This window comes from Paenibacillus aceti (assembly GCF_003614185.1).
Taxonomy (GTDB): Bacteria; Bacillota; Bacilli; order Paenibacillales; family Paenibacillaceae; genus Fontibacillus; species Fontibacillus aceti.
In genome coordinates, this window is record NZ_KZ987724.1 from 4073411 (window position 1) to 4100073 (window position 26663).

22 protein-coding genes are annotated in these 26663 nt (G+C 49.4%); 17 read left to right on the plus strand and 5 right to left on the minus strand.

Annotated features, from left to right (window positions below):
- Nucleotides 1-31: 31 nt before the first annotated feature.
- Both BFJ94_RS18255 and BFJ94_RS18260 read right to left on the minus strand, forming a co-directional pair.
- Nucleotides 32-1708, minus strand: coding sequence for a M20/M25/M40 family metallo-hydrolase (locus BFJ94_RS18255; RefSeq protein WP_229717003.1), 1677 nt, complete (start codon nucleotides 1706-1708; stop codon nucleotides 32-34).
- A 148-nt stretch (nucleotides 1709-1856) separates the two neighbouring features.
- On the minus strand, nucleotides 1857-2495 hold the full coding sequence (locus BFJ94_RS18260) for a nitroreductase family protein (protein WP_120463944.1): 639 nt from the start codon (nucleotides 2493-2495) through the stop codon (nucleotides 1857-1859).
- Nucleotides 2496-2686: 191 nt separating this feature from the next.
- Here BFJ94_RS18260 and thrC point away from each other — a divergent pair, with 191 nt between their 5' ends.
- The 5 genes from thrC (at nucleotide 2687) to BFJ94_RS18285 (ending at nucleotide 8734) form a co-directional block, all read left to right on the plus strand.
- Complete coding sequence (gene thrC, locus BFJ94_RS18265) at nucleotides 2687-4075, plus strand: threonine synthase (protein WP_120463945.1); 1389 nt, start codon at nucleotides 2687-2689, stop codon at nucleotides 4073-4075.
- A gap of 154 nt (nucleotides 4076-4229) precedes the next feature.
- A complete protein-coding gene (locus tag BFJ94_RS18270; RefSeq protein ID WP_120463946.1) occupies nucleotides 4230-4922 on the plus strand; it encodes a response regulator transcription factor in 693 nt (230 codons plus the stop codon).
- Complete coding sequence (locus tag BFJ94_RS18275; protein ID WP_120463947.1) at nucleotides 4919-5923, plus strand: sensor histidine kinase; 1005 nt, start codon at nucleotides 4919-4921, stop codon at nucleotides 5921-5923. The genes BFJ94_RS18270 and BFJ94_RS18275 overlap by 4 nt, the downstream gene beginning before the upstream one ends.
- 101 nt (nucleotides 5924-6024) lie before the next feature.
- Nucleotides 6025-6795 (plus strand): ABC transporter ATP-binding protein, encoded by a 771-nt coding sequence (locus BFJ94_RS18280; protein ID WP_120463948.1) that lies wholly within the window; start codon nucleotides 6025-6027, stop codon nucleotides 6793-6795.
- Complete coding sequence (locus tag BFJ94_RS18285) at nucleotides 6785-8734, plus strand: FtsX-like permease family protein (RefSeq protein ID WP_120465299.1); 1950 nt, start codon at nucleotides 6785-6787, stop codon at nucleotides 8732-8734. The genes BFJ94_RS18280 and BFJ94_RS18285 overlap by 11 nt, the downstream gene beginning before the upstream one ends.
- A 63-nt stretch (nucleotides 8735-8797) precedes the next feature.
- Here BFJ94_RS18285 and BFJ94_RS18290 read toward each other — a convergent pair whose 3' ends face one another.
- Nucleotides 8798-9859 (minus strand): LLM class flavin-dependent oxidoreductase, encoded by a 1062-nt coding sequence (locus BFJ94_RS18290; protein WP_120463949.1) that lies wholly within the window; start codon nucleotides 9857-9859, stop codon nucleotides 8798-8800.
- Nucleotides 9860-10195: 336 nt separating this feature from the next.
- On the opposite strand from BFJ94_RS18290, the gene BFJ94_RS18295 reads away from it, so the two are divergent.
- Nucleotides 10196-11161, plus strand: coding sequence for a tetratricopeptide repeat protein (locus BFJ94_RS18295; protein WP_162944329.1), 966 nt, complete (start codon nucleotides 10196-10198; stop codon nucleotides 11159-11161).
- 664 nt (nucleotides 11162-11825) lie between these two features.
- On the opposite strand, the gene BFJ94_RS18300 is transcribed toward BFJ94_RS18295, so the two are convergent.
- On the minus strand, nucleotides 11826-12413 hold the full coding sequence (locus BFJ94_RS18300) for an NAD(P)H-dependent oxidoreductase (RefSeq protein WP_120463951.1): 588 nt from the start codon (nucleotides 12411-12413) through the stop codon (nucleotides 11826-11828).
- A 120-nt stretch (nucleotides 12414-12533) separates the two neighbouring features.
- Between BFJ94_RS18300 and BFJ94_RS18305 the strand changes: the two genes are divergently transcribed.
- The 3 genes from BFJ94_RS18305 to BFJ94_RS18315 all read left to right on the plus strand — a co-directional run bounded on the left by BFJ94_RS18305 (nucleotide 12534) and on the right by BFJ94_RS18315 (nucleotide 15676).
- Nucleotides 12534-12986: a MarR family winged helix-turn-helix transcriptional regulator gene (locus tag BFJ94_RS18305; RefSeq protein WP_120463952.1), complete on the plus strand. Its 453-nt coding sequence runs from the start codon at nucleotides 12534-12536 to the stop codon at nucleotides 12984-12986.
- A gap of 194 nt (nucleotides 12987-13180) precedes the next feature.
- Nucleotides 13181-14245 (plus strand): endonuclease/exonuclease/phosphatase family protein, encoded by a 1065-nt coding sequence (locus BFJ94_RS18310; RefSeq protein WP_229717001.1) that lies wholly within the window; start codon nucleotides 13181-13183, stop codon nucleotides 14243-14245.
- Between the two features lie 141 nt (nucleotides 14246-14386).
- Nucleotides 14387-15676 (plus strand): MFS transporter, encoded by a 1290-nt coding sequence (locus tag BFJ94_RS18315; protein WP_120463953.1) that lies wholly within the window; start codon nucleotides 14387-14389, stop codon nucleotides 15674-15676.
- 229 nt (nucleotides 15677-15905) lie between these two features.
- On the opposite strand, the gene BFJ94_RS18320 is transcribed toward BFJ94_RS18315, so the two are convergent.
- Nucleotides 15906-17264, minus strand: a complete 1359-nt coding sequence (locus BFJ94_RS18320) for an IS4 family transposase (protein WP_120460909.1) — start codon at nucleotides 17262-17264, stop codon at nucleotides 15906-15908.
- A gap of 169 nt (nucleotides 17265-17433) precedes the next feature.
- On the opposite strand from BFJ94_RS18320, the gene BFJ94_RS18325 reads away from it, so the two are divergent.
- From BFJ94_RS18325 to BFJ94_RS18360, 8 genes are all read left to right on the plus strand, one after another.
- A complete protein-coding gene (locus BFJ94_RS18325) occupies nucleotides 17434-18078 on the plus strand; it encodes a response regulator transcription factor (RefSeq protein WP_120463954.1) in 645 nt (214 codons plus the stop codon).
- Between the two features lie 23 nt (nucleotides 18079-18101).
- Complete coding sequence (locus BFJ94_RS18330; RefSeq protein WP_229717256.1) at nucleotides 18102-19622, plus strand: sensor histidine kinase; 1521 nt, start codon at nucleotides 18102-18104, stop codon at nucleotides 19620-19622.
- 76 nt (nucleotides 19623-19698) lie between these two features.
- Complete coding sequence (locus tag BFJ94_RS18335; protein ID WP_120461597.1) at nucleotides 19699-20655, plus strand: IS30 family transposase; 957 nt, start codon at nucleotides 19699-19701, stop codon at nucleotides 20653-20655.
- A 241-nt stretch (nucleotides 20656-20896) separates the two neighbouring features.
- Nucleotides 20897-22141 (plus strand): glycosyltransferase family 39 protein, encoded by a 1245-nt coding sequence (locus BFJ94_RS18340; RefSeq protein WP_120463955.1) that lies wholly within the window; start codon nucleotides 20897-20899, stop codon nucleotides 22139-22141.
- 4 nt (nucleotides 22142-22145) lie between these two features.
- A complete protein-coding gene (locus tag BFJ94_RS18345; RefSeq protein WP_120463956.1) occupies nucleotides 22146-22874 on the plus strand; it encodes a glycosyltransferase family 2 protein in 729 nt (242 codons plus the stop codon).
- Nucleotides 22864-23259, plus strand: a complete 396-nt coding sequence (locus tag BFJ94_RS18350; RefSeq protein ID WP_120463957.1) for a DUF2304 domain-containing protein — start codon at nucleotides 22864-22866, stop codon at nucleotides 23257-23259. The genes BFJ94_RS18345 and BFJ94_RS18350 overlap by 11 nt, the downstream gene beginning before the upstream one ends.
- Nucleotides 23260-23289: 30 nt before the next feature.
- Nucleotides 23290-25320, plus strand: coding sequence for a stalk domain-containing protein (locus BFJ94_RS18355; protein WP_162944330.1), 2031 nt, complete (start codon nucleotides 23290-23292; stop codon nucleotides 25318-25320).
- Between the two features lie 61 nt (nucleotides 25321-25381).
- Nucleotides 25382-26380 (plus strand): hypothetical protein, encoded by a 999-nt coding sequence (locus BFJ94_RS18360; RefSeq protein WP_120463959.1) that lies wholly within the window; start codon nucleotides 25382-25384, stop codon nucleotides 26378-26380.
- The last annotated feature ends 283 nt before the right edge of the window (nucleotides 26381-26663 follow it).

Here is a 26663-nt window from a genome sequence, read left to right on the forward strand (position 1 = left end):
TGTGGAATTCGTTTCGCTTCTATCGTATCTTTTAAGGAAACATAGCCCGATGCCGTTTCCAGGGTCTGCAGAACAGCGGGAAGATCAAAGAGAGCGCCAGCGCAGCAATAACCATAAGCGTCCCCGCCTTATCCAAGGTCATCAGATAATAGACAAGATAGACAATCGGCGTTAGCAGTACAAAGCCAGGCACGGCGAGTACGACAGAGAGCCAGACCCTCGCCTCCTCCTCCATGAAGAAGAGCAAATTCAGTCCAATCAGGCTAAAAATAAGTGGCCAGGTGAATACATAGCTGCCCCCAGGCAGATAAATACTCGTTCCTACACATAACAGGAGCCACAGCGCTAATACGCTGAGCCATATATTTTCCAGACGAATAAAGCGTGAGAATATCCTGATAATCAGAACGGTGAGCAACAGCGTGACCATCAGCGACCCCGCTAAATAATATACGCTTATCTGCGGATCGGTCAGAATCTCCCGGTAGCGCTCCTCCGTTACCCCGGAACGGAGCCATTTCCAGAGCCAGGTATTTACCAAGAATATGACAACCAAAGTTAGCAGACTGACCAGCAATCCGCCTAATAGCCCTAACCAATTAACCCGACGTGCATATAGTCCATGCCACGCCGTTGCGATGAATAAAAGTACAGCCAGGCCAGTGAACCATGGAATCCAGGACTTCGGATAGCTGATCATGCTCCAGCCCAACGTATTGAAATAGACCCGATCCTGCTGCTTGATCTGATCGAGATCGAGATTGCCGAAGTGCTGAGCCAGGCTTAACATATAGTCACCTTGGTGCTGTAAGCTCGACGGGTCCAGATTCGCTGCCGTATCAAGCTCAGTATGATAGGCATTCAGGCCGAAGCCGAAGGCAAAGTTCATTCCCGGCATCCCGCTCTCTTTGAAGACCGTTAAATCCGTATCATTAGGCATCAATTTATAAATATTGTATATAAGGGAGTAGGCTACCGGATGCGGGGCAGCTTGGAGAAATTCCCGAATGATCCAGCCGTTCTGGTCGCTGGTCTCAAACATAAATGAAGGACCCTTATTGCCACGCGCCTCAAAATTCAGAACCAGGCCTACCTCACGAGCCAAGGGGTGCTCATTCACAAACGCCTTGGCGCCCAGCAGCCCCAACTCCTCGCCATCCGTTATCAATAAAATGAGATCATTCTTCAACGGCTCTGAGTGCTGCAGTGCTCTTACCGCCTCCAGCATCGCTGCGACGCCTGATCCATCATCCGCCGCTCCCGGCCCTGTCTGAACAGAATCATAGTGGGCTGCCAGCATAAGCGGCTTGCTCGAATCCGTTCCAGGGATGCGGACGATAATATTCTCGAGCTTGCCTGTATATCGCCGAGACACCCCCGGCGCGACGTCGGATTGCTGAATCTCTGGATGCAATCCGAGCTGTTTAAGCTCCGCGATAATATAATCGCGGACTTCCGCATGAGCCGCTGAGCCCGACGGATGCGGTTCTCTGGCGATGATCTCCAGCTTCTCCATCGCTCGTGCAGATGAGAAGACTTCTGGTGATGCATCCAAGCCAGTTGGCTGCGGAGAGCGAATCTGCAGCAGGCCTGCCCATATAGCTACAACAAGAATGATCATGATCAGTATTCCCTTCAACCATTTACCATATCTCGGTCCGGTCCGGTGGCTTACTCGAATCGGAGTTCCATAATAATTAGGCTTCACGGCGTCCCCCTATAAGCATCGTCATTTTTATTGGCATCGTTTATTAATTCTATATAAGGGTTAAATTACCTTTACCCATGCTTCAAATTCTCCCTAAAATACGATAAAAACCGACGATAGGAGCATCGTCGGCTTTTCAGAATATTCATTACTTCCAGGTAGCGATATCCTCTACCGGCAGACGGGCGGATTGGAACCCTTCCTCAGCGGCTTTACCGATGGAAATAATCATGACTGGATAATAACGCTCGGGGTCCAACTCAAGGGCGGCGGCAATATGATCGCGATCAAAACCACCGATAGGATTCGTATCATAGCCATAGGCGCGTGCCGTCAGCATCAGTTGCATCGCTACCAGACCGCCATCGATCAGGACGATCTCGGTCTTCTTCTGCTTCGGCATATCCTTATACAGAGGTGTGATCCAGCCTATTTGACGCTCCTTCACTTCCGCTGGCATCCATCCGCGTTCCACGGCGGTACCATATATCTTCTCGGCCATTTCAATGCTATCCATATCACCAAAGATGACGATCATCGCAGCAGATGTCTCCAGCTGCAACTGATTGGAGCGAACTAATGGCTGCAGCTTCGCCTTGGCCTCGTCCGATTCCACTACGACAAAGCGCCATGGCTGCATATTTACCGAAGAAGGGGCCGTCGTCGCATCTTCAAGAATCGACTTCATCTCTTCCTTGCTTATTTTGACGGTCTCGTCATATTTGCGAATCGAACGGCGACCCTTCATGATCTGTGCGAAATCATTCTGTTTATACGCTGGTTTCATTGGAATGTCCCTCCAGTTATTTTTTATGTCGTTCAATGATTAGCTCGAGGATTCCCGAACAATGGAAATATAACATAATTATACGGCCTATGTCCCCTCATCTGAAATATCATCCAGAACTTTTCCCCTTACCAAAAGAGCATTTTCTGATACAATAATGAAAAACTATCAAAGCGGGGGGAAATCATTCTATGCACTATAAAAGCACGAGAGGGCAAGTTGCCGGAATCGGCTTCATCGATGCCATTCTGATGGGTCTGGCCGATGATGGAGGCTTGCTTGTTCCTGAATACATTCCACAGGTATCTGCCGAGACGCTGAAGAGCTGGCAGTCGCTTAGCTATGTGGAGCTGGCCACCGAAATATTCTCGCTCTTCGTGAATGACGAAATACCGCGCTCTGATCTGGAGAAGCTCGTTCAGGACAGCTACGGCACCTTCCGGCATCCTGAGGTAACACCGGTTCGCAAGCTTCGCGACAACCGTTATGTCATGGAGCTGTTCCATGGCCCGACCTTTGCCTTCAAGGACGTCGCCCTGCAATTCCTGGGCAATCTCTATGCTTATGTATCCCGGAAAACAGGCTCGGTCATTCACATTCTGGGCGCAACCTCCGGAGATACGGGAGCCTCGGCGATCGAGGGAGTTCGCGGCAAGGAAGGAATTCGCATCTGTATCCTGCATCCTCATCAGAAGGTGAGCAAGGTGCAAGAGCTGCAAATGACGACCGTGGATGATGCGAATGTGCTTAACCTGGCCGTCGAGGGAACCTTCGATGATTGCCAGCGCATTATCAAGGAATTGTTCGCCGACGTGGACTTCAAGCATCGTTATCATCTACGCGCAATCAATTCCATCAATATCGCCCGCATTCTGGCTCAGACGGTATATTATTTCTATGCTTATCTACAACTCGCCAAGCAGGGTCTGGCCGACAAACTGAATTTCAGTGTGCCGACTGGTAATTTCGGCGATATCTTCGCCGGTTATTTGGCGCAGCGCATGGGCTTGCCAATTCATAAGCTTATTCTGGCGACGAATGAGAATAATATTCTTGAGCGCTTCGTGAACGAGGGAGTCTATCAGCCGGGTGAATTCCGCGGCACCTACAGCCCTTCGATGGACATTCAGGTCGCCAGCAACTTCGAGCGCTACCTGTTCTACCTCTACGGAGAGAATACCGAGGATGCAGCAGCGTTGATGTCCCTGGTCAAGACAGAGGGCAAACTTGTCATCCCGGACGATAAGAAAGCTACAGTTGCCGCCGATTTTGCCGCGCATGCCGTGGAGAATGATGAATGTCTGGCCGTAATCAGCCAGTATTATGATGACTATAGCTATCTGCTCGATCCTCATACCGCCTGCGGTGTAGCGGCAGCAGACCAGCTGACTGGCACGGACGAAGTGACCGTGACGCTGTCCACTGCTCATCCTGCCAAGTTCAACGAGGCCATAGCATTATGTGAGATCAAGCAGTCTTACCCAGAGCAAATCGAGGCGCTCTTCTCCAAGCCGCAGCATCTGAAGATCGTCAAAGGTACAAATGAAGCTGTTCAAGACGAGCTTGTTCGCTTCTTCTAAGCGACTAGCGGGTAAATACTATACTAAGAGCGGGGCTCGTGGATCACTTTCAACGATGTCTTCGCTCTTTTTATCATAATGAGCTCCGTCCCTACTACTCTGTTATAATAATCGACAAATACATATCACTCTCGAATTAATGGTGGTGCTCGCTTTGTTCAAGATCATGCTAATTGAAGATGATGAAAGTCTCTATCATGAAATCAAGGATCGACTGTCACAATGGTCCTACGACGTATATGGCGTTAGCGATTTCAGCAACGTGATGCAAGACTTCGCGGCGATCAAGCCGGATCTGGTCATTATCGATATTCAGTTGCCGAAATTCGACGGCTTCCATTGGTGCCGAAACATCCGTGCGCATTCGAACATCCCGATCATATTCTTGTCCTCGCGGGATCATCCGACGGATATGGTCATGTCCATGCAGCTGGGCGCGGACGACTTCGTGCAGAAGCCGTTCCATTTCGATGTGCTGATCGCCAAGCTTCAGGCGACCCTTCGCCGGGCCTACAATTACAACGCAGAGCTTGTATCCCTTAAGACCTGGTGTGGAGCAACCGTAGACTACGAGAAGAACACCGTAACTAATGAGCAAGGATGCGTCGAATTGACGAAGAATGAGAGCTTCATTCTGAAGCAATTAATCGAGCAAAAGAATCGAATTATATCTCGGGAGGACCTGATTAGGAATCTATGGGATGATGAACGCTTCATCAGCGACAATACGCTGACTGTGAACGTTAACCGTCTGCGCAAGAAGCTGGAGGCGATCGGCCTGGGCCGAATGATCGAGACCAAGGTAGGACTCGGATATATCGCCATTGAAGAAGGGACCCTACCATGATCAAAAAATATCTCATCGAACGCCGCAGTTGGATCTTTCTATTCCTGTGTTTGCAGCTATTGACCCTATTGACAACTTACCTAGACCCGGCTATTCCTTTCGGTCCACTGCTCTATATCAGCTTCCTGTCCTCCATTATTTTCGTTATTTTCCTCGCTGTCCGCTATACCAAGGAGACGAGGTTCTACAAAAGCCTGGATGAATGGGACCCCCATCTCGACTTGAACAACCTGCCGCCTGGGGATAGCCCGTTCGAACAGATTGTACAGTCCCATCTCTATGAGCAAACGGAGCGGCTGCGGCAAGAGGCCACTCTGAGTCAAGGTATGCTGGAGGCCGAGAAGGATGAGCTGCTATCCTGGATTCATGAGGTGAAGACACCGCTGACTGCGATGCAGCTGATGATCGAACGGCTCGAGGACCGGGCAGCCAGAGAAGCCATGAATTACGAGTGGCTGCGCATCCATCTCCTGCTCGACCGTCAGCTGCACCAGAAACGCCTCCCCTTCATGGAGAATGACTTATTCATTGAACAGGTGGAGCTCCGCTCCCTGCTCTCTCAGGAAATCCGTACCCTGCGCCCCTGGTGCATGCGCCGCGGCATCGGCTTCGACATAAGGCTGGAGCTAGAAGAGCTTCTATCCGATGCCAAGTGGCTCGCTTTTATCGTGAGACAGCTGCTCACTAATGCAGTGAAATATAGCGAGAATGCTGACATTATGGTCAGCAGCTATCTACACGCTGGCCACGCCATCCTGGAGATCAAGGATCAGGGCCGGGGCATCGACCCCAAGGATCTACCGCGTATCTTCGACCGAGGCTTCACCTCAACGACGCTGCACAATGATCCGAAGGCGACGGGCATGGGGCTATATCTGGCCAAAAGAGCGGCACAGCCGCTGCATATCCGCATCGAAGCCAGCTCAAAGCCCGGGGAAGGCACCTGTATGAAGTTGATTTTTCCGCTCAGAAATGAGTTCCTGCAGATCAGGGGCGTGTGACAATAATGTCACATGCCTCTATTTATTGTTAGACGAATCGAAGGATTGAAGCGGGAGGATCAATTTATAATGGAGCTAACATGTGAAGGAGTGTGGGGATCATGAGTATCCTGGAAGCAGCCAAAATTCATAAGAGCTATGGCAATAAATTTAATAGAGAAGAAGTATTGAAAGGCATCGATCTGACGATCGAGCAAGGGGAATTCGTCAGCATTATGGGCGCATCAGGCTCCGGCAAGACAACCCTGCTTAACGTCCTCTCCTCGATCGACAAGGTCAGTCACGGCAGTGTGATCATCGATGGCCAGGAGATGACAGGACTGAAGGAGAAGCAATTGGCCGAGTTTCGTAAGCAACACCTCGGTTTTATTTTCCAAGACTATAATTTGCTTGATACCTTAACGGTGAAGGAGAACATTCTGCTTCCGCTATCGGTTGCGAAGATCTCCAAGAAGGCCGCCAATCAGAGATTCGAGAAGCTGGCGACAGAGCTTGGTATATATGAACTCAAGGACAAGTACCCCAATGAAATATCAGGAGGACAGAAGCAGCGTACGTCCGCAGCCCGGGCGTTCATCCATGACCCCAGTGTCATATTCGCCGATGAACCGACCGGGGCGCTCGATTCGAAATCGGCTTCCGATCTGCTCAACAAGCTCAGTCAATTGAATAAGCAGCGCAGGGCTACCATTCTAATGGTCACCCATGATCCGGTCGCGGCCAGCTATTGCAGCAGAGTGATCTTCATCAAGGACGGATTGGTCTATACGCAGCTTCATCGGGGGAATGAGACGAGACAGGTCTTTTTCAAGGATATTATGAAGACGCAAGGGATTCTGGGAGGGGTGCAGGATGAGCCATCTGAGTATTAATTACATCATTCTTCGCAACTTCCGCAAAAATATTAAGAACTACTATCTGTACGTCTTTGCGCTTATTTTCAGCGTGTCGCTGTATTTCGCTTTTGTAACACTGCAGTTCGATCCGGCCATGGAGGAAATCAAGGGCAGCGTCAAGGGCGAAGCGGGTCTCAAAGCAGCCTCGATTCTTCTGATCGTGATCGTGTCCATCTTCCTGCTCTATGCCAATAAACTGTTTATCAAGCGGCGCAGCAAGGAAATCGGGCTATACCAGTTAGTCGGTATAACCAAGCAGAGAATCTTCCGTATTCTATCGGCGGAGAATTCCATTCTCTACTGCGGCTCTCTGGTGGTCGGTATCCTGATCGGATTTTCCTTCTCCAGACTCGTTGCGATGGTCCTATTTAAAATTACCGAAGTGGAAACCTCCGCGAAGCTGCGCTTCTCCGTAGATGCGCTTATTCAGACGGCAATCGTATTTTTGGTTATTTTCATAGCTATTCTGTTAATGAATTATTGGTTCATCCGGCGGCAGAGCATTCTGTCCCTGTTCAGGGTTCAATCCTCTACCGAGGAGACGATCAAGAAGGTTACGCTGAACGAAATGGTGATCGGCATGTTCGGCATCGCCCTGATTCTGACCGGATACTACATCTCGACCGGTCTGTTCTCCGGGCGTTTCGGCACGATGAATCAACTCTTACTGGCCATGATCACGATTCTGGGTACAGTCATTCTCGGCACCTACTTATTCTATCGAGGCTCCGTCCGCTTCATCTTCTATCTGATTCGCAAGCAAAAGGGCGGATATCTTAACATTCGCGAGGTATTATCGCTATCCTCGATCATGTTCCGCATGAAGTCGAACGCGGTTTTGCTCACGGTTATTACGACGGTGTCGGCGCTGGCCATCGGGCTGCTGTCGCTGTGCTATATCTCTTACTATTCTGCGGAGAAGACGGCCAGGGGCGACTCGCCCGCCGATTTCTCCATCGTAAACGCACAAGATGCGAAACAGTTTAAGCAGAGCTTGTCAGACCAAGGCATCGATTATAAGGAAACGCAGATCGAAGTGATCCGCAGCATCGTCGATCCCAGTGAGATCTTAGATATCTCTTCGGACAATATTGTTTTTGATCCAAAGAAGACACCCTTGTCCATAGTAAGCGCCAAAGATGTGGAGGATGTTCAACTCGCCGAAGATGAAATGCTACTGGCAGGCTTCAGCGACATACTTAAGTCAGCGTTCTCCTATCAAGGAACAGGACTTGTTAAAATTCAGGGGCTGCATAAGACTATTTCCTTGCACCTGATTGGCCTAAGGGATGAATCGATCGTCTCCTGGCCTTTCACCAATGGACGACTGCCAGTTGCCATTATCCCGGAGGCTACCTTTGAACAATTGAAGCAGGACCTCGATCCGAAGCTTCAGGTAAAGCACACTACCTATTACGGCATCGATATTACTGACCGGGAGCAGGTTAAAGCAGCGAATGAGCTCTTCAAGACTCTGCCGCCTGGAGACGCACGGTTCAGCAATGAATCCCAGCTTGAATCGGCAATCGAACAGAAGCAGATGTTCGGGCTAGTGATGTTCATCGTCGGCTTCCTGGGCCTGACCTTCCTCGTCACCTCCGGTTGCATTCTCTATTTCAAGCAGATGGACGAAAGCGAAGAAGAGAAGCCGAACCTGACGATTCTTCGCAAGCTCGGCTTCACTCAAGGAGATCTGTTGACCGGGGTACAGATCAAGCAGCTATTCAACTTCGGCATTCCGCTTCTGATCGGCCTGTCGCACAGCTATTTCGCCGTCAAATCCGGCTGGTTTTTCTTCGGAAGTGAGCTGTGGACACCGATGCTGCTGGTGATGCTGCTGTACACCGCCCTCTATTCGATCTTCGGAGTTCTCTCCGTTATATATTATAAGAAAGTCATTCGCTCGGCCCTGTAGATACAGGGCCTTTTCTTTATGTCAGCGTCTCCGGTAATCTGTCCTTTTCTATCCTGCCGGATCTTATTCCTTCGGCTCGTCCGCGGCTTCCCAGCTCGCTATTTCATCACGTACTCGCGGGGCAACCTCTGTGCCCAGCAGTTCGATCGCATGCATGACATCCGCATGCGGCATCGTGCCCAGCGGCACATGCAGCATGAAGCGCGTGATACCTACATTCTTGCGCAAGTCGATAATCTTGCGAGCCACAGTGTCGGGATCACCTACGTATAAGGCGCCCTCCGGGCTGCGGGCGGCGTCATAGCTGGCGCGGCTATAATGGCCCCAGCCACGCTCTCTGCCGATCACATTCATCCCCTGCTGAGTCGGCAGGAAGAATTTCTCCACCGCGTCATCATGATCATCCGCGATGAAGCCGTGCGAATGTGAGGCGACTGGCAGCTTGGACACATCATGCCCGGCCTGAGCCGCCGCCTTCTTATACAGCTGCACCAGCGGGGCGAACTGCACTGGTCGTCCCCCGATAATCGCCAGCACCAAGGGAAGGCCGAGCAGACCAGCTCGCGCGACCGACTCTGGATTCCCGCCGCTGCCGATCCAAACCGGGAGCGAGTTCTGCACGGGACGCGGATAGATGCCCAGATTACGAATCGCCGGACGATGCTTGCCCTCCCAGGTTACATACTCAGATTCGCAGAGCTTGAGCAGCAATTCCAGCTTCTCATCGAATAATTCATCATAATCATCAAGGTCATATCCGAATAACGGGAAGGATTCGATGAACGATCCCCGTCCCGCCATAATCTCAGCTCGTCCATTCGATATCCCGTCCAAGGTAGCGAAATCCTGGAACACACGCACAGGATCATCCGAAGATAATACAGTGACCGCACTGGTCAAGCGAATCCGCTTCGTCTGCGATGCGGCCGCAGCCAGAACCAGCACAGGCGAGGATGCCGCATAGTCTTTCCGATGATGCTCACCAACTCCGAACACGTCCAGCCCGACCTGATCGGCAAGTACAATTTCCTCAACCACCTCGCGCAATCTCTGCGCATGGCTCATCACCTCGCCTGTATGTACATCCGGCGATGTCTCTGCAAACGTACTAATCCCTATTTCCATCCTGTGATCCCTCCTGTTTATGTCAATCTGTATCTATTGCCAGCAATTAGAGGTTGTTCAAAAAGCCCGCCATTTATGACGGAAGCAACCGGACAGCGGATGATTATCCTGCTATCTGCTGCCCCGCTGCAATATTGACTATATTGTGAAGCTTTGGCGCAGCTTTTTCAAGCGATTAGGAGAAAAGCATTACGCCCTACCGAACTTCATTTCTCATATGATTACAGTGTACAATGGAGGTTAGAGAATGAATCTACTTGAGGATAAACTTACTTTCAGTCATTAGAGAAAGGAAACTAGACAGCAATGGAATTACATACAAAGGAAAAGTTGGATATGGACAGACTATCTCGGCAAGCCAAACGTGGCGATGCTGGCGCTCAATTCGCTCTAGGCGAGGTATACCGGAATTTCAAAGATAATTGGCGGGCAATCTACTGGTTGAAGAAGGCCGCCAAGCAAGGGATGGCTCAGGCCAGCCGGGCTATAGCCGATATATATCGTTCCCAGAACAAGCAGCGGAAAGCAGATAAATGGTCCGCCCTAGCCAGACAGATGGAAGCTCAGAATAGGGATGAATATGAATCTATCGGCGACTCTAGCTCTGCAAGCCCTTCCGAGACGCTGGAGCATGAAGAGGAATCCGTTGAAGATATCGAGATCGCGGCCGCTGAGGGCGATGTCGAAGCGATGTACCATCTCGGCGTTTATTACGAAGAAGAGAATAACACTCAGATGGCCGTCCATTGGTATGACTTGGCTGTGGTTGAGGGTCATGTTCAGGCCGCGTTTAACTTAGCCCTAATATATAGTAAAGCAGGACAGAAGAAATACGCCCTGGAGCTGTTCAAGCTAGCGGCTGAGCAAGATCATGACCAGGCACAGTATCGCCTGTCGCTGCTATTGGCTGCTGAAGGTCTGGTAAGCGAGGCCAAGACATGGTGTGAAATGGCGGCAAAACAAGGCCTGATCAGCGCCCAATTCCAGATGGCCGCCTTGCTTGAAGAGGAGCAGCGGTTCGATGAAGCGATCGAATGGTATACCGTTGCTGCCAAGCGCGGGGATATTGACTCACAGTACAATCTCGCCAATCTGCTTGCCCAAAGAGGAGATCGCACGGACGCGATGAAATGGTACCAGGCTGCGGCCGAGCAGGGCGATGCCATGGCCCAGCATAATTATGCGATCATGCTGCATCAGGACGGGCGGATGGACGAGGCGCTAACCATGTACAAGGCCGCCGCCCGCCAAGGCCTGGAGGCCAGCCAGCTGCTGCTGCAGCGCAATAATGAGACCTGGTGACGGGGGACGGGAGACACTGACTATTGACCTATTAGCTTACAGCCTTACTGTCTACTGACTTATTGACTTATTGGCTTATTGACTTATTGGCTTATTGGCTTACTAACCTACTGTCTTACTATCTTACAGTCTGTAGTCTTGCTGACCTACTGCCCTTCCGGCTACTGGATGCTGAACCTATACCGGTGGCTCATTTGTCACTTAACACTTGTTGCACCTCAAAACCTGCAGAAATGCAGGTTTTTCCAACCAAACCGACCTGTTTTTAGGAAATTCCTGCAAATATGCAGGCTTTTTGCCCTTTTATCCTGAAATCGGGGTTATATGAAGAAAAAGCCTGCATTATCGCAGGAATTTACTATCGTGGGGCGGATGACTGGGCAAATTCCTGCATAATTGCAGGCTTTGGCGGGGACCGAGGCTTCGATAGCAAGCGAGCTAACCCGCTCTGCCACTCTAACGAAACGTCGTAACGCTATTCACGCCAATATGGACCTCCTAAAAATGCAACGAAACAGGGTAACGTTATTACGCCCAAATAGTAGCTTGAAGCATGGATTTTACTCAAATAGAGATACCGTGTTTCGTTAGAATCGAACTACCTCTGTTTTAGCGCAAATAGCGTTATGGTGTTTCGTTAGAGCGCTAGATCGAATCAACTATGTCAACTTTTCACCGTTCTGAAGTACCTGTACACTCGCTCCAGCTTCTGCTGATGTCTCCCTTTGGCGCTCTCCATACTTCCAAATTCAAAAAATTTGACTTTGCGAACCCCTACAAACTGCAGCAGCACCCTCCGCATCAACACTTTATGCGCATTGTTCAACCAGAAAAATGGATACATCGCCGGCCCTTTCATGACCGAGATACAGACCGCCGATTTCCCCTTAAGCAGCCCTTCGGGGAGCAATCCCCCCTTCTCCCGGTACGCAAACCCGGACGCAAACATTCTATCGATATAGCCCAGCAGCATAGCTGGCGGCCGCCCCCACCAAATCGGGTAAATGAACACGATCTTATCTGCCCAAATCAGTTGCTCCCGATATAATTCCAGGCTTGGCTCCTTATGCATATCCCTTCTGCGCCGCTCCTGATTGAAGACCAGTACAGGATCGAAGCCCTCCTCATACAGATCAAGCACCTTAATATCGCTAATTGCTGCGTTCTCACCCCCACCTTGCAGGGTTCTCTGCAAAAAGGCATAACTTAAACTCTGATGGTTCGGATGCGTATAAATCACTAACAGGTTCATTCTCCTTCTCCCCCTACTTACTTATCATTTGACAACAATATCGTATCACCTGGAAACAAGTTGTCAAATGATAATTGTTAATTGATAATTAGTTTGTTATGTTGGGATGGAGGTGATTTCATGGACAAGACCCCATTATTTCAGAAATTCGTGAAGTTTATATCATCCGTACATCAAGTGACCCACAAAATTACAATCGGTGTTAGAGATGAGACAATTACTCCACTTCAATACAGAATTCTCGAATATATCGTTGTATCCGGCCCCATTACTCCCAGCCAGATCAGCGATTGCATGCATATCTCTCTGCCCAACACAAGCCGTGAGATCAAAAAACTAATTCAGAAAGATTTATGTAAGAAATATACCTCTTCCGAAGATCGACGCTTGCAATACATCTGCCTTACGGATACCGGAACAGAGATGATGAGTCAAGCATTTTCGACCATTGAGGCGCGATTCTGGGAGCGAGCCCGAAGCTTTTCCCCCGCAGAGCTTGCAGAGATTGAACAGGCTATTGAATTACTGCAAATGAAACTGTTCAATGAAACAGAAGAGCCCCCATCGCGTTGATCTCGACAGGGGCTCTTCATTTTCCCGCAAATCCAATAACCGCTATAATACACTTATTTCACGTACAATAGGAGAAGATGACCATACTGATGTGCATTTCAATGCTTGATACAGATTAATGGAGCCTGATCCCGGCTTCATGCTATATAATCATAAATACATATTGCTTTAAATTTAAGGGGGTATATTGGCCAATGATAATCAGGCTAACACTTAAAGCGCTTATCGGGATCATACTTGCACTTCTCGCGGTGATCGTTATCTTCATCATTTATATTACAGCCTCTGACTATAAGCCTGCGGCTGTGGTCGCGCTGACGACCGATAACAACCCCGAGTCCAAGCTCAAGCAAGGGGAACCGTTCTCCGTCACTACATTTAATATCGGTTACGCCGGGCTGGATCAAGGGCAGGACTTCTTCATGGACGGAGGCACGATGTCCCGCTCCAGCAGCCGGGAGCAAACTGAGGCCAATCTTCAAGCCATCATTCAATTTCTCAAAGAGTCCGCCTCTGACTTCTACCTGCTACAGGAAGTAGACGTTGACTCCACGCGGAGCAATCATATTCATGAAGTCGAGCAGATCCGTACGAATCTGCCAAGCTATGGTCAGACCTTCGCTCATAATTACAAAGTACCCTGGGTACCTGTTCCGATATCGAAGCCGATGGGTGCCGTGCAGAGCGGTCTCGTAACCCTATCTTCCTTCCATAGCTCAAACCAGAGACGCTTCGATTTGCCAGGTAAAGAGAGCTGGCCAGTTCAGCTGTTCGAGCTGGATCGCGCATTTATCGAGAGCAGAATTCCCGTCGGCCAGGATCGGGAGCTTATCCTCATTAACCTGCATCTGTCTGCTTTTGATAAGGGCGGAACCATCCGCAAGCAGCAGCTCGATTTCATGGAGGAATACATCCAGCGTGAAATGCGCAAGGATAACTATATCATCATCGGCGGTGACTGGAATCATTCTCTCCCAGGCACAGATCCGAGCGATTTCCCTACCCAGCAAGGATGGCCGGAATGGCTGCAGCCCTTCCCGGACAGCTTCGGCCCCACAGATTTCAAATGGGCTGTGGACGCGAGCACGCCGAGTGTAAGAACGCTGGATTCGGCCTATCAGCAGGGAGTTAATTTCCTGGCTGTAATCGACGGCTTCCTTGTCTCTCCCAATGTTGAGATCATCAGCGTTACAGGGCATCCGCTCAGCTTCAGCCATAGCGACCACAATCCGGTTACAGGGCAATTTATTCTAAAGTAGCAGTAGAAATCGCGTTCGATCCAAGAACATATTCCTATCTTTTTGCGCCCGAATCGAAGACTTATTTTGTGCAGCGCCTTATATTCATCTCACTCCCGGAATATAATTTCTATAAATTATAGACCCAGGGAGGGGAGCATGATGAAGAAGAAGTGGATCAACTCACCGTATACCTTCGCATTAGGCATGTTCGCAATGATGGTGCCAAGCCAGGCCTTCAGCTCTTTCTATAGTTATTTCTATGTGGAGAAGCTGGGGCTGGGCATTGGACTGGCTACACTGGCTCGAACCATCTTCCTGATCTGGGATGCGGTCAACAACCCATTATTCGGCTATTGGTCAGATCGTACGAATACCCGTTATGGGCGGCGACGGCCTTGGGTGTTCGGGACGATTCCACTCTTCATGCTGTTCTTCGTCATGATCTTCTCCCCTCCTGGCGGCTTGACCCAAAATGGACTGTTCACCTGGTTCCTGGTGGCGCTTGTTCTATTTGAAGCCGCTGCTACCGTACTATGGGTGAATTATGGAGCCCTGTTCCCCGAATTGTTCCGGGGCGATCGCCTGCGTGCCAAGGCCTCGGCAATTCAGCAGGGCTATCAGGTCGTAGCGCTGCTTATTGCTTCCGCACTGACCCCCATTATATATACCGCGCTCAACTTCAAGAGCATGGCTCTGATCTATGCTCTTCTATTCGGAATCAGCATGCTCCTGTGTATGGCCTATGTGCAGGAACGGCCGGACTCCTCCGGCAAGCCACAGCTGAAGCTGGCTAAGGCTTTCAAGCTGACACTAAGTAACAAGAAGTTCTGGATATTTAACATTTCCAATTCCTTCGCTCAGACCGTAAATGGACTGATCAGCTCCATTATCCCGTTCTACGCCAAATATGTACTGAAGATTTCAGAGGCTCATGTCTCGATTCTGCTGGCCTCTGTATTCGTCTCGGTCATTCCGCTCGTATTCGTCTGGTACTGGATCATCCGTAGAATGGATGGCGTCAAGGCCTGGCGGGTATCCCTCATCGTCTATGCCCTCTCCGTCATCCCGCTCTGGTTCGGCACGGATCTGATCAGCGGCATCATCGCCGGGATTGCCGTCGGCTTCGGGCTGGCCGGCTTCCTCGTTACTCCCGCGATGGTAAGCGGAAGAATTATCGATGAGGATGCCGAAATCACCGGCTTGAGAAGAGAAGGCATCTACACGGCAGTCGCCGGATTTATTACCCGTTCGAGCGGCCTCATCTCAGCACTGGCCTTCTTCATCGTCGGCCTCATCTTCGGTTATGAGAGCGGCGATCGCCCCGGGCCGAACCCTGAGTTAACCTTCCGTTATCTGATCAGCGCCGTCCCGCTCCTCCTGTTGAGCACAGCCGTCATCATTTCCTTTTCCACGAAATTCAAGTTCAAGGACGAACCCTCATCAGATTAATAGAACCTGCCACTGTGTGGCATTATATGGATGTTTATATAGATTATCTCATCCCTCTTCAAAGAATAATAAGAAAATTAAGCGATTCTTAAGAAATTTGCTTGAAATGAAGTGCTATAGTCTTAATAGAGCATTCTAAGTAAAATGTAACTTCTACATAATCAGGAGGATATACATGTCTGCAAGAGGAACGATATTGCTAGTCGATGACGAGAAAGAAATTATTAACTCAACTTTCGCAGCTTAATTTCGGCAGGTAGGCCTTGATGTAATTAGGCAAACCAGCGATCCATTGCTGGAGTTGTGTCTGGATGAGTATTGTGATCTTCTTACTGGCCTTCTTGGCGATATCCTCAAGCAATTCAATAAGTTGTGTTAAGGCGACTGCCCAATCTAGTTGACTTACTTCGTCGCACAGCAAATGAAATAAGCCGCCCAGCGTGCGGTTGTCAGTGCTTTGTCGGTGTTGCCATGCCAGCAAAATGTAACGTGAAAAGACAATCGTCGTATGACTAATCAGCAGGTCATAAGAACGGCCCTGAAACTCCTTTTGTAGACGCAGCAAGGATTTGGCGCACTTGAAAAACACTTCAATATCCCAACGAATTCCGTAAATCCGGATAATTTCTTCTTCGGGGATCGAGAGATCGGTGCATAGAATCGCAAGCCATTCCTTCTTCTTCGAGCGGTGGCGGACAAATACCATCATAACCGGAATCCCTGGGGATAACTCGGTACGGATGGAACGTAAGATTCCCTTGTTTTTTCCTTGGACAGGGGTTGCTCTAAAGTAAAGCTCTTGCAAAGTTAATCGGCTTCCGCCAACAAGATAACGCTTCTTGTCATCTTTAACCATGCCGATCACATCCAGACCGCGATCAAGTATCGATTGGATCAATGGGGCATGAGTGAACCAACTATCCATGAGGACGTATGAAGCCTGCACACCCGCTGAAAGCGCCCGATCAATCATCGCCGGAATGACTTCAGGAGCAGGAAGCAAAGCTTCAACTCGCCGCTTGTAGCCGGACGTACGCTTATCAATCTCTTGCATGATGCCGTTCACTTGAGACTTCATCGAAGCAAGCAAGGAGAAGTCCACCGGAATGAACGTATGGCCATCTGACCAACCTAGAGTAAGCATACGAAATCCCTTATAGTAGCACCCCGTTGCATGGTCTTTAAATCGGGAAAGCAGTTCAACCGCTTTGCTGCGATTGCGCTCGAACATGGAGTCGTCAACTACAAATACGGATACGCGATCTTCTCCCGTTAGCGGTTGAATTTTCTCAATTGTAGAGGAACTGAGCAACGACAGAAACCGCCGCCATGCATAGCCGCTGTGATTCAGGAAGCGATAGACCGCATCTTTGCCAGGAAAGGATGCACCTTTCTCGCTTTCCAGTAGACGAAACCAGTTCTTGTGGTGGAACAAAAGGACAAAGACAAGCTGGAATAAAAACGAACAGGTATAACCGAATTTCTTTTTAAAGCCCGCTGTTCTTAGGTGTTGCAGTACTTTTAGTTCTTTAAAGGCTGGTTTAATTTCATTTGGAAGTTGATTCTGCTGTACGTTTTGTTCTATCATGTAGAGGACACCTCTTCTGCGTGGTAGTGATTGCTTAGGACACTCTCACTTTACCAAACGAAGCGGTGTTTTTCTATTTTTACAACTTCCATATTGAATCGACATTCTACCCAGTAACACCATGTAATAAGGCTAGTTTTCGCTCTGCGAAAGTTGAGTTATTAAGCTAATGGATATATATCTTAAGAACGAGGGTTACAGACTCTTGAAAGCGAATGATGGTCAGGAGGCCCTTGAATTACTGGAACGTTATCAGGTAGATTTAATTATTCTGGATGTGATGATGCCACGGATGGACGGGATTGAAGCGTGCATGAAAATCCGCGAGAGCAAGAATATGCCTATCATCATGCTGTCAGCGAAAGGCCAGGATATGGACAAAATCGCCGGACTCAGCATCGGTGCGGATGACTATGTGACGAAGCCGTTCAACCCGTTAGAGCTAATGGCCCGGGTTAAGTCACAGCTCAGACGCTACCATCAATTCAGCGGTCCGCAACGGTCGGATGAGAGCGAACTTGAAATCGGCGATCTTGTGATCAATACCTCGACGCATGAGGTTACTGTGGATGGACAAGAAGTCCAGATGACTCCGCGGGAGTTCGCTATTCTGGAGCTGCTGGCATCTAATCAGGGCATTGTGCTGAGCATGGAGAGGATCTACCAGGAAGTATGGAATGAGCCCTTCATGGAATCGAAGAACACCGTCATGGTACATATCCGCAAAATCCGCGAGAAAATTGAGAAGGATACTCACAATCCCCGCTATATCAAGACCGTCTGGGGAATCGGATATAAGATGGAACGCCTCTAAACTTTCAGAGAAGGAGAACTGCTATGAAATCAAAAAAGGTCATTACGGTGCAAAGGAAATTATGGGCAATCGTACTGGCCGGCTTAGGGACGGCTATTCTATTATATATTGGATATCAGCTAAGCTCTATTCTAATCACGGTCCCTCGGTATAACGGAATTATTATTTTCTTAGTACAAGAGTACGGCTCTCGCATGGTCATGAGTATAGTCGGGCCTATCTTATTCATCATATTGTACTATCTCCTGACGCGGAGAACGAACGAGAAAAATAAAGGGATCACGGAATTAAAATGGGTCAACACGATCCGTTGGAAATTCCTGATAATCGTACTGACCAGCTTGGGACTGACAGCGATCCTGCTATATGTTGGATATCAGCTTAGTGAATTTCTGATTACGGTTCCTCCGTTTAGCAGCATTCTTATTTTCATCATACAGACGTATGGGTCCCGCATGGCAATGAGTATCGTGGGGCCATTCATATTCCTCACACTGTATTATATCTTGACGCGGAAGATCATTAAGCGACTGGATAACGTCAACCACAGTTTGCAGAAAATTGCCGAGGGCAACTTCAATGAAGTGCTCCCCGCTTCCTCGCATGATGAGATCGGACGGGTGGCGAATAGTACGAATGAGTTAGCCTCCCAGCTGCGTACCAAGGTAGATGAAATCTCCTCGGGACTCGGGAAGGTAGCCAGTGGTCAACTCGATCACCGTCTGCATCTGGAGGATAATCCATTAAGCGAATGGAGGAAAATGGCGGATAGCATCAATCAAATGGCGGAGAAGCTTGACCATTCGATCCAGGAGGAACGTAATGCCGAGAAGACCAAGAATGATCTCATCACCGGTGTATCTCATGATCTGCGCACACCGCTCACCTTGATCCTTGGCTTCCTGGGGGTCATCGAGAACGACCGTTATCAGGATGAGGTTGAACTGCGGCATTACGTCAACATCGCCTATGAGAAATCTATAACGCTTAAGAAGCTGGTGGACGAACTGTTCGAATACACCCGCATCAATAACGGTATGCCACTGCATGTAGAGAAGCTGGACATGATCGCCTTCCTTCGCCAATTGGCTGAGGAATTCGTCCCAAGTCTGGAGAAGGCCGGCATGGCCTGCCGCATTACTACAGAGCTGGAATCGTTAATCATCGAAGGGGATGGAGACCTGCTCGCCCGCGGCTTCGATAATTTGATCTCCAATGCGATTCGTTACGGGCACAAGGGAGAATATGTTGACATTCAGATTAGCCGTACGGAGGAGAAGGCCTGCGTCAAAGTGATCAATTATGGTGAGCCGATACCGCAGAGCGATCTCCAGTTTATATTTGAACGCTTCTATCGGGGAGACCGCTCCAGATCGTCGGGAGGCACTGGGTTAGGGCTTGCGATCGTCAAAAGTATTATGGAGGTACATGGAGGCAGCATCTCCGCGACGAGCGACCGAACCCAGACCACCTTTGAAGCCTGCCTGCCTTTACATTTGAATATGACGGATTGTAAAATGAAGTGCGACACCTGCTGGAAATAAATAAAAAAGAGCCCATGGCCGGATTCGTGTAGAATGAAAGTTCCTACACCCTACATTCACACAAGGAGAATCCACCATGAACTACACACATCTTAGCATAATCGAGCGCAGCAAGCTAGAAATCCTCCACCAGCAGGGGAAAAGTGCCAGAGCGATTGCCAGAGAGCTCGGCAGACATCATTCCACCATCAGCCGTGAACTGGAGCGTCACGAGGGTCAGGAGACCTATGGTGCACAGCGAGCCCAGGAGAGCTATACCCAGCGTCGTAAAACCTCGGTTCCCGAAGGCAAGTGGACGCCGGAGCTGGCTAGAGTCATCGAAGAGAAGCTTCAGGCCACCTGGTCTCCGGAGCAGATCACACAGCGGTTTCGGCAGGAGAAGCAAGCCATCGTATGCTTTAAAACGATCTATCGCTGGCTGTACGCGGGCCTGTTGTCCAAAGGCATCCTCACCGTTCTCAGACACAAAGGCAAGCGGCAGAAGCCTGCTGAGACGCGTGGCAAGTTTACCGTGGGCAAGTCTATCTCTCAGCGTCCCAAAGAGGTACGGTCTCGGGAAACGTTTGGTCATTGGGAACTCGATACGGTGGTCTCAGGCCGTGGGAAAAGCAAGGGCTGTGTAGCTACGTTCATTGAGCGTAAAACGCGCTTGTACAAAGCCATTCGGATGCCAGACCGCACAGCGTTGTCTATGGAGATCGCTTTTGGTGTAGTTGCTTCTGAGTATCCTATCGGAGCCTTTCAAACCGCTACAGCAGATCGTGGCAAGGAGTTTGCTTGCTACACCAATCTGGAGGCCACCCATAGCATACAGGTGTACTTTGCTGATCCGTATTCCTCCTGGCAACGAGGCTCCAATGAGAACGCCAACGGCCTCTTGCGAGAGTTTTTTCCCAAAGGAACGGACTTCGCTCAAGTTACGGACGAGGCTTTACACCATGCTCTTGATCTGATTAACCACAGACCACGAAAATGTCTGGGATGGAGAACCGCTCGCGAATCTTTTTCAGAGGAACTGTCGCACTTGCCTTGACAATCCGTCATATATAAAAAGACGCTGAGACTTAAAGTGACCGACTAAGACCGATTTCCATCCTCACGCAATGGTGAGCCTAAGGAGTCGGTTTTTTTGTCTTTATTCCATTGTTAAGGAAAATTTAAGGGTTTAGATAGTTAGTTATTAAGAATTCCTTCATTAGCCAATAAGAACTCTCTTATATGCTTATTAGACCGCTAGTCGGACTGGAATATAGAGAGGAGAACACAGATCACTTATGTTGTCAAATCTTACTAACTGGTCAAAGCGTCTGGCCAACCCTAAAACTGTAATATGCATATTAATTTTTGCTGTAGCTTTATTTATACGTATCGATTTCGTAAATTCCGTCAAACATCATGTCCCTCATGACAGCCTCAATTACGACATCATGGTCAGACAGCTGTTGGAGAAAGGGGTCTACGCATATAAAAGCGAAGAGCCGAATGCTCAGGTATCACCGGGATATCCGCTGCTGATGGCGGGAAGCTACCTGCTCGCTGATTATAAGAACCATGACCCCTACCCATTGATCAGATATATTCAAGTAGGATTCAGCATGGTGACGCTGTGGCTGGTATATGCAGTCGGAAGAATGCTGCGGGGAGAATGGGCCGGAATCTTCGCCGCCGCAGCCTTGGCTGTGTATCCGCCCTATGTATGGGCGAACGGAGCGATATTAACGGAGACGCTGGCAGCCATGCTATTCATGCTATATATCTATCTGCAGCTTAAGGTGTTCAAGAAGGAGACCAACGTGTCCGCCCTGCTGGCCGGGGGAGTGCTGGGATTGCTGGTTCTTACAAGACCTGAATTTCTCATCCTGATCGTACCCGCATATGCATTCTACTGGCTATGGAAGAAAAGATCGGTTCACGTTGTGAAGCTGGCGATAGTGTCCTGTCTGGGGCTGTTCCTGACGTTATCGCCCTGGATTGTACGGAATATGGTCACCCTGCATGAATTCGTCCTGACCGCTACGCAGGTGAACCCTTTCGCAGCCGGGACTTATCCGAATAAAAATTATGATGACGACATGGTCGACCGCAAAGGCAAAACCCAGATGGAAGTGGCCAAGGAACGGTTGAAGGTCGGATTTACAGAGCATACCTGGACCTTTGTCAAATGGTATACCATCGGCAAGACCAAATATATCTATGGGCGGATGTTCTTCGGAGCAGGACATGCACCGATGTATCCTGTCATTCCGTTTGGCACGCTCTATCACAGGATGATTCTCGTAGCGGGATTCGTATCGAGTGTAGCCCTGCTGCGCAAATGGCGACAGCCCGCGCTGCTACTAGTTGTACTGGTGGTGTCGATCAGCATTACTCGCTTAGCCTTTGTTCCTGAATTCCGCTACAATTTCACAGCCATGCCGCTGTTCATTATCCTTGCCAGCTTCCTCGCTGCCGCAGCTCTCGATTATCTGTTGGGACGGCGGACGATGAAGGGGCAACCATCGGTTGGAAAGGAGTTCTAATCATATGAGAAAAGAAGTGCTTATTATCATTCCAGCCTATAACGAGGCCGAGGGAATCAAGGAAGTTATAAATGATGTTCGTAGACAGGTCCCTTACGCGGATATTCTCGTCGTCAATGATGGATCGAAGGATCTCACCGGAGAGATCGCTGCTGAGGAAGGCGTGCTCGTCGTCAATCTGAGCTGTAATCTGGGCATTGGCGGCGCAGTTCAGACCGGTTATCAATATGCTCACAGGCATGGATATCTGTATGCTGCCCAGCTAGATGGAGATGGTCAGCATAACCCGCGTGACTTCGGCCGGCTGCTCAATGAATTGAAGCAGAGCAGCTCGGATATGGTCGTTGGCTCCCGCTTCATGGAGAAGCAGGGCTTCCAATCGACCTTTGCCCGCCGAGTCGGCATTGACCTGCTGTCAGGGCTGTTAACCGTGCTGCTGCACCGCAAGGTGACGGACCCGACATCCGGCTATCGCCTGTGCGGACAGCGAGCTATATCGCTGTTCGCGCAGGAGTACCCTACCGACTATCCAGAGGTAGAGGCGCTCGTGCAGCTTGACAACAGAGGCTGTAGCTTCAGCGAAGTACCTGTGATTATGCGGGAGCGGACCACCGGGTCCTCAAGCATCCGCCCCTGGAGCTCGGCCTATTACATGTTCAAGGTAATTCTGGCCGTTCTGATTACAAGAACTAAGAAGAAAGAAAAGAAGTGGGATATAGGCTATGAGAATTGATATTTTTGTACTCAGCTTTATAATCTGTTTGATTTTCCTTGGTACCATACTGTACTTGATCCGTAACGGAAAGCTGCGGGAGCAATACGCAGTTCTCTGGATCATTCTTACTGCCGTGATGATGCTGTTATCCCTGTTTCCTTCACTGATCGACAGCATGGCCAGGTGGATCGGTGTCTCTTACGCACCTTCCCTGCTCTATCTGCTGGGACTGATCAGCATTCTATTCATCCTGCTGCATCTGACTATAGCCGTATCTTCGCTCACCGCACGGTTTGTAGTATTAACCCAGAAGATCGGCTTGCTGGAACAAGAGAACCTGGCGCTTAAGAGGGGTGAAGCAGCGATCCATCCGGCTGTTCCGCCAACGGGCGCAGAGAGCTAAGAGTATGCAAGACTGCAAATAGAGAGAGGAGTGGACAACATTAAAACGATAGGTAGAATAACAACAGGACTGGCGGCGGCGATGATCATTGGACAACTGACCGCAGCCGTCCCTGCCGTCAAAGCGGAGGCTGCTATAACAGCACCGCAACAAGAGCAAGAGAGCAAGGTATCATCAGAGAAGTCGAATTGGAATCATATCATTCTTTATATGAATAGCAATAAGGTAGAGCAAGGTGGTCAGACATATCAAGCACCTCGTCCTACAGTGGTCAAGAAGGGAACAACCTATGTGGGTCTCCGATTCATGGCCGAGCGTCTGGGTGCGAAGGTATCTATAGACTCCAAGACGAAGGAGACGGTGATCAAGTTCGACAGCACCGAGCTCAGATATAAGAATAACAGTAAGAGCTTTAGTGTAAATGGAAAAGAAACCAAAATGAGCGCGGAGTCCTACACGGACAACCATATGCAGATGATCCCCTTAATTCCGTTCATTCAGAGCCTGGACATCCCTTATACCGTAGAAGAGGAGACCATTACGCTGAAGCTTTCTACCAAGCCGGTCGCCTCGTTCAAGGTACAGCCCGATGAAATTATCGCGGGCGAAACAACCGTGACCTATGAGACGAAATCTTCTTCCCCACTGGGGCTGGATATCGTCGATGAGCGTTGGGAAGGAAGACAAGAGCGATTCGATGCGCCCGGCAGCTATGCTGTCACCTACTCCGTACAGGATTCGGCAGGAGTCTGGAGCGATCCTTTCACGCTGACGCTGGAAGCCGCCAAGCCTAATGAGCCTCCGGTTGCGAACTTCACAACAGATAAGGACACCTACCGGATGGGGGAGCCTATCGTATATACCGATCAGAGCTATGATGATGAAGATGCGATCGTAGATAGAACCTGGATGAACAAGGAGGAGGCCTTCTTCACCCCAGGCGTCGTAACGGTGAGCCTTGAAGTCAAGGACCGGCATGGTGCTACGGGTATATTCAGTAAGAAAATAACGATTACCGAAGAGACTCTGTATACTCGCGATGAGTTCTATAAGCTGTTCACCCCTGTTGGCAATAAGCTGGCTGTAGACGGATATTCCGTCAAAAAGATGGAGGCCGTTCCCTATAGCTACAAGACTGAACCGATCACACTGTTCCGCAGCAGCGGACCGGAATCGATCGATTCAGAAGGGATTCTCTATCAGGATACGATCACTGGAGCGGCCCGATTCCTGCTCCATCACAAGAATAAGATGGATCAGCCAGCGAAGCTCTACACCCTTGCCGAGAATCTAGGGACTACGCCAGCCACCATCACCTTCAAGAATGAAGCGATGGCTGGTCCATCGACTTATGCGGAATGGGCAGGCAGAGTATCGCTTACCCGCTATTTCGAGGGCATAATAGCTGGCGATAGCAATAAGGAGTTGGTCCTGCAGCCTGGCGAGAGACGGGTCATATGGAACAGTATCAATAAGAATGTTATGAACCCCCAAGAGATTATTACTTTTACAGGGGAACTTAGCAGCGATGCACCTATTCGCTATACCACCTTGCTGATATCTGCGAAGCGCGATCCGATTGAAGATCTGGACTCGCTGCCTTATCTGGACCCGAATGAATCGATCGTCCGTGGAACCTTCGCCGACTCTAACCGTGTATTCGAATATAACGAGCCGCTCGGCAGCCGCTCTGTCAAATTATCTTTAACTGACAATAGAGAAGATCCCTTCCAATCAGGGTCGGACGGAATTAAGGGAACCGCTGCCATCAACTCAGGCAACTACGGCTTGGTGTACAAGCTGAAATTGAATCATGTCGCCCCTAACACGCTCATTTTGTTCAATCCACGCGGAGGATTGTTCGTCGGATCAGCACTGGTGAACAATAAAGTAGTGACCTTCGGTCATAGCGGCAAAGAAGATATCTCCAGTACCGCTAGTGTGCTGTATCGCACCGGAGATCGTGAGGAGAGTGTCGAGATCTGGATCAGCCCTGCTGCGGGAAGCAATCTCCCGTTCGTGCTGCTGTTCGAACCGATGCCACAGAAGAAGACACCTTAACACTTAGCTAGTCGGTAATGTGAAAAAAGGAATAACCCCCTTTTATGCCGAATTCTTATATATGATGCGAAAACCTAATACTTCAGCTCTAAAATATATAGTTATTATCACGTTATTTATCAGCATACTGCTCAGCCTGCGGTGGATTTGGTCGGAGCTTCTCTTCTCCCCCGCAGAGCAGCTTGCTGCCGTCAACGGTGTACTTGATCTGCGTGGCAGAGAATTCGATAACACATCAACCTATGCATTGACTGGCGAATGGGAAATTTACCCCGGGGAATTGTTATCCGCTCAGGATATACAAACGAACGGGGTCTCTTCACGTTCTATTCAGGTTCCAGGTGATTGGAGCGGGGCCTTATCTGAGACCCCGAAATCCTCCTACGGGTATGGAACATATCGGCTGCGGATTCTGATCGATCCCCTGGAAGAGCCTTTAGCCTTCTGGATTCGAGGCATCCAGGCCTCCTCCATCATCGAAGTTAACGGATTAGCCGAGTCTCCTTTTGGCCGTCCTGCTGAGGATGCACTTCATTATCAGCCGAGAAATGTATCCTATACCGTTTCTTATTCCAGGACAGGCACCACGGAAATCGAGCTGCTCGTTCGTGTGGCCAATTTCGATAATCCCTACGATGGAGGGATTGCCAAGTCGATTCGCTTCGGCTCTCAGGCGGCGATTGATCATGTTCGCTGGTACTCGATTGGATTTCAGCTGGTTACATTTATTACTTTATTGCTGCACGGTATATATGCGTTGATCCTCTATTTATTCAATCCTAGAGAGAAAACGCTGGCCTTGATCAGCCTATTAACGATAGCTGTAGCTACAGCGACTGCAGTCGGCAATGATAATCTGTTCCTGCTATGGCTGCCTCTTAACTATACCTGGGCACTTAAAACTCAATTGCTGGCTCAATTATGGCAGCCCTTGCTTATTCTGATTGTCTTTAAAGGCTTCATCTCCCACTATAAATTAATGTTTTCTTTCATTTGCTCACGTTTTCTTAGAATCTCAAACACGATGTTCTCAAGAGATGGGGATATCATGCTGTTATGACATATTTTTCTCGAGGAACCGGTGACGGGAATAAAGCCTGGAACACATTTTCCAATCTGTGGATGGTACCTATGATCGCACCTTGGATATCCACAATTCCCTCGACGGTTTACCCTCCCATGTCACACTGGGTCTATGCCCTCACATTCCTTCGTTCTACCTCTCAAGGGGTGGATGCCGCTTCTTGCTCCTTTACTGGGTCGTTGCCCTTATGATGAAAAATCTGCGGCTACTCCGTGCTTCTGTTTGTCGCGTTTGAAGTCTAAGCACTGTGAAGCAAGAT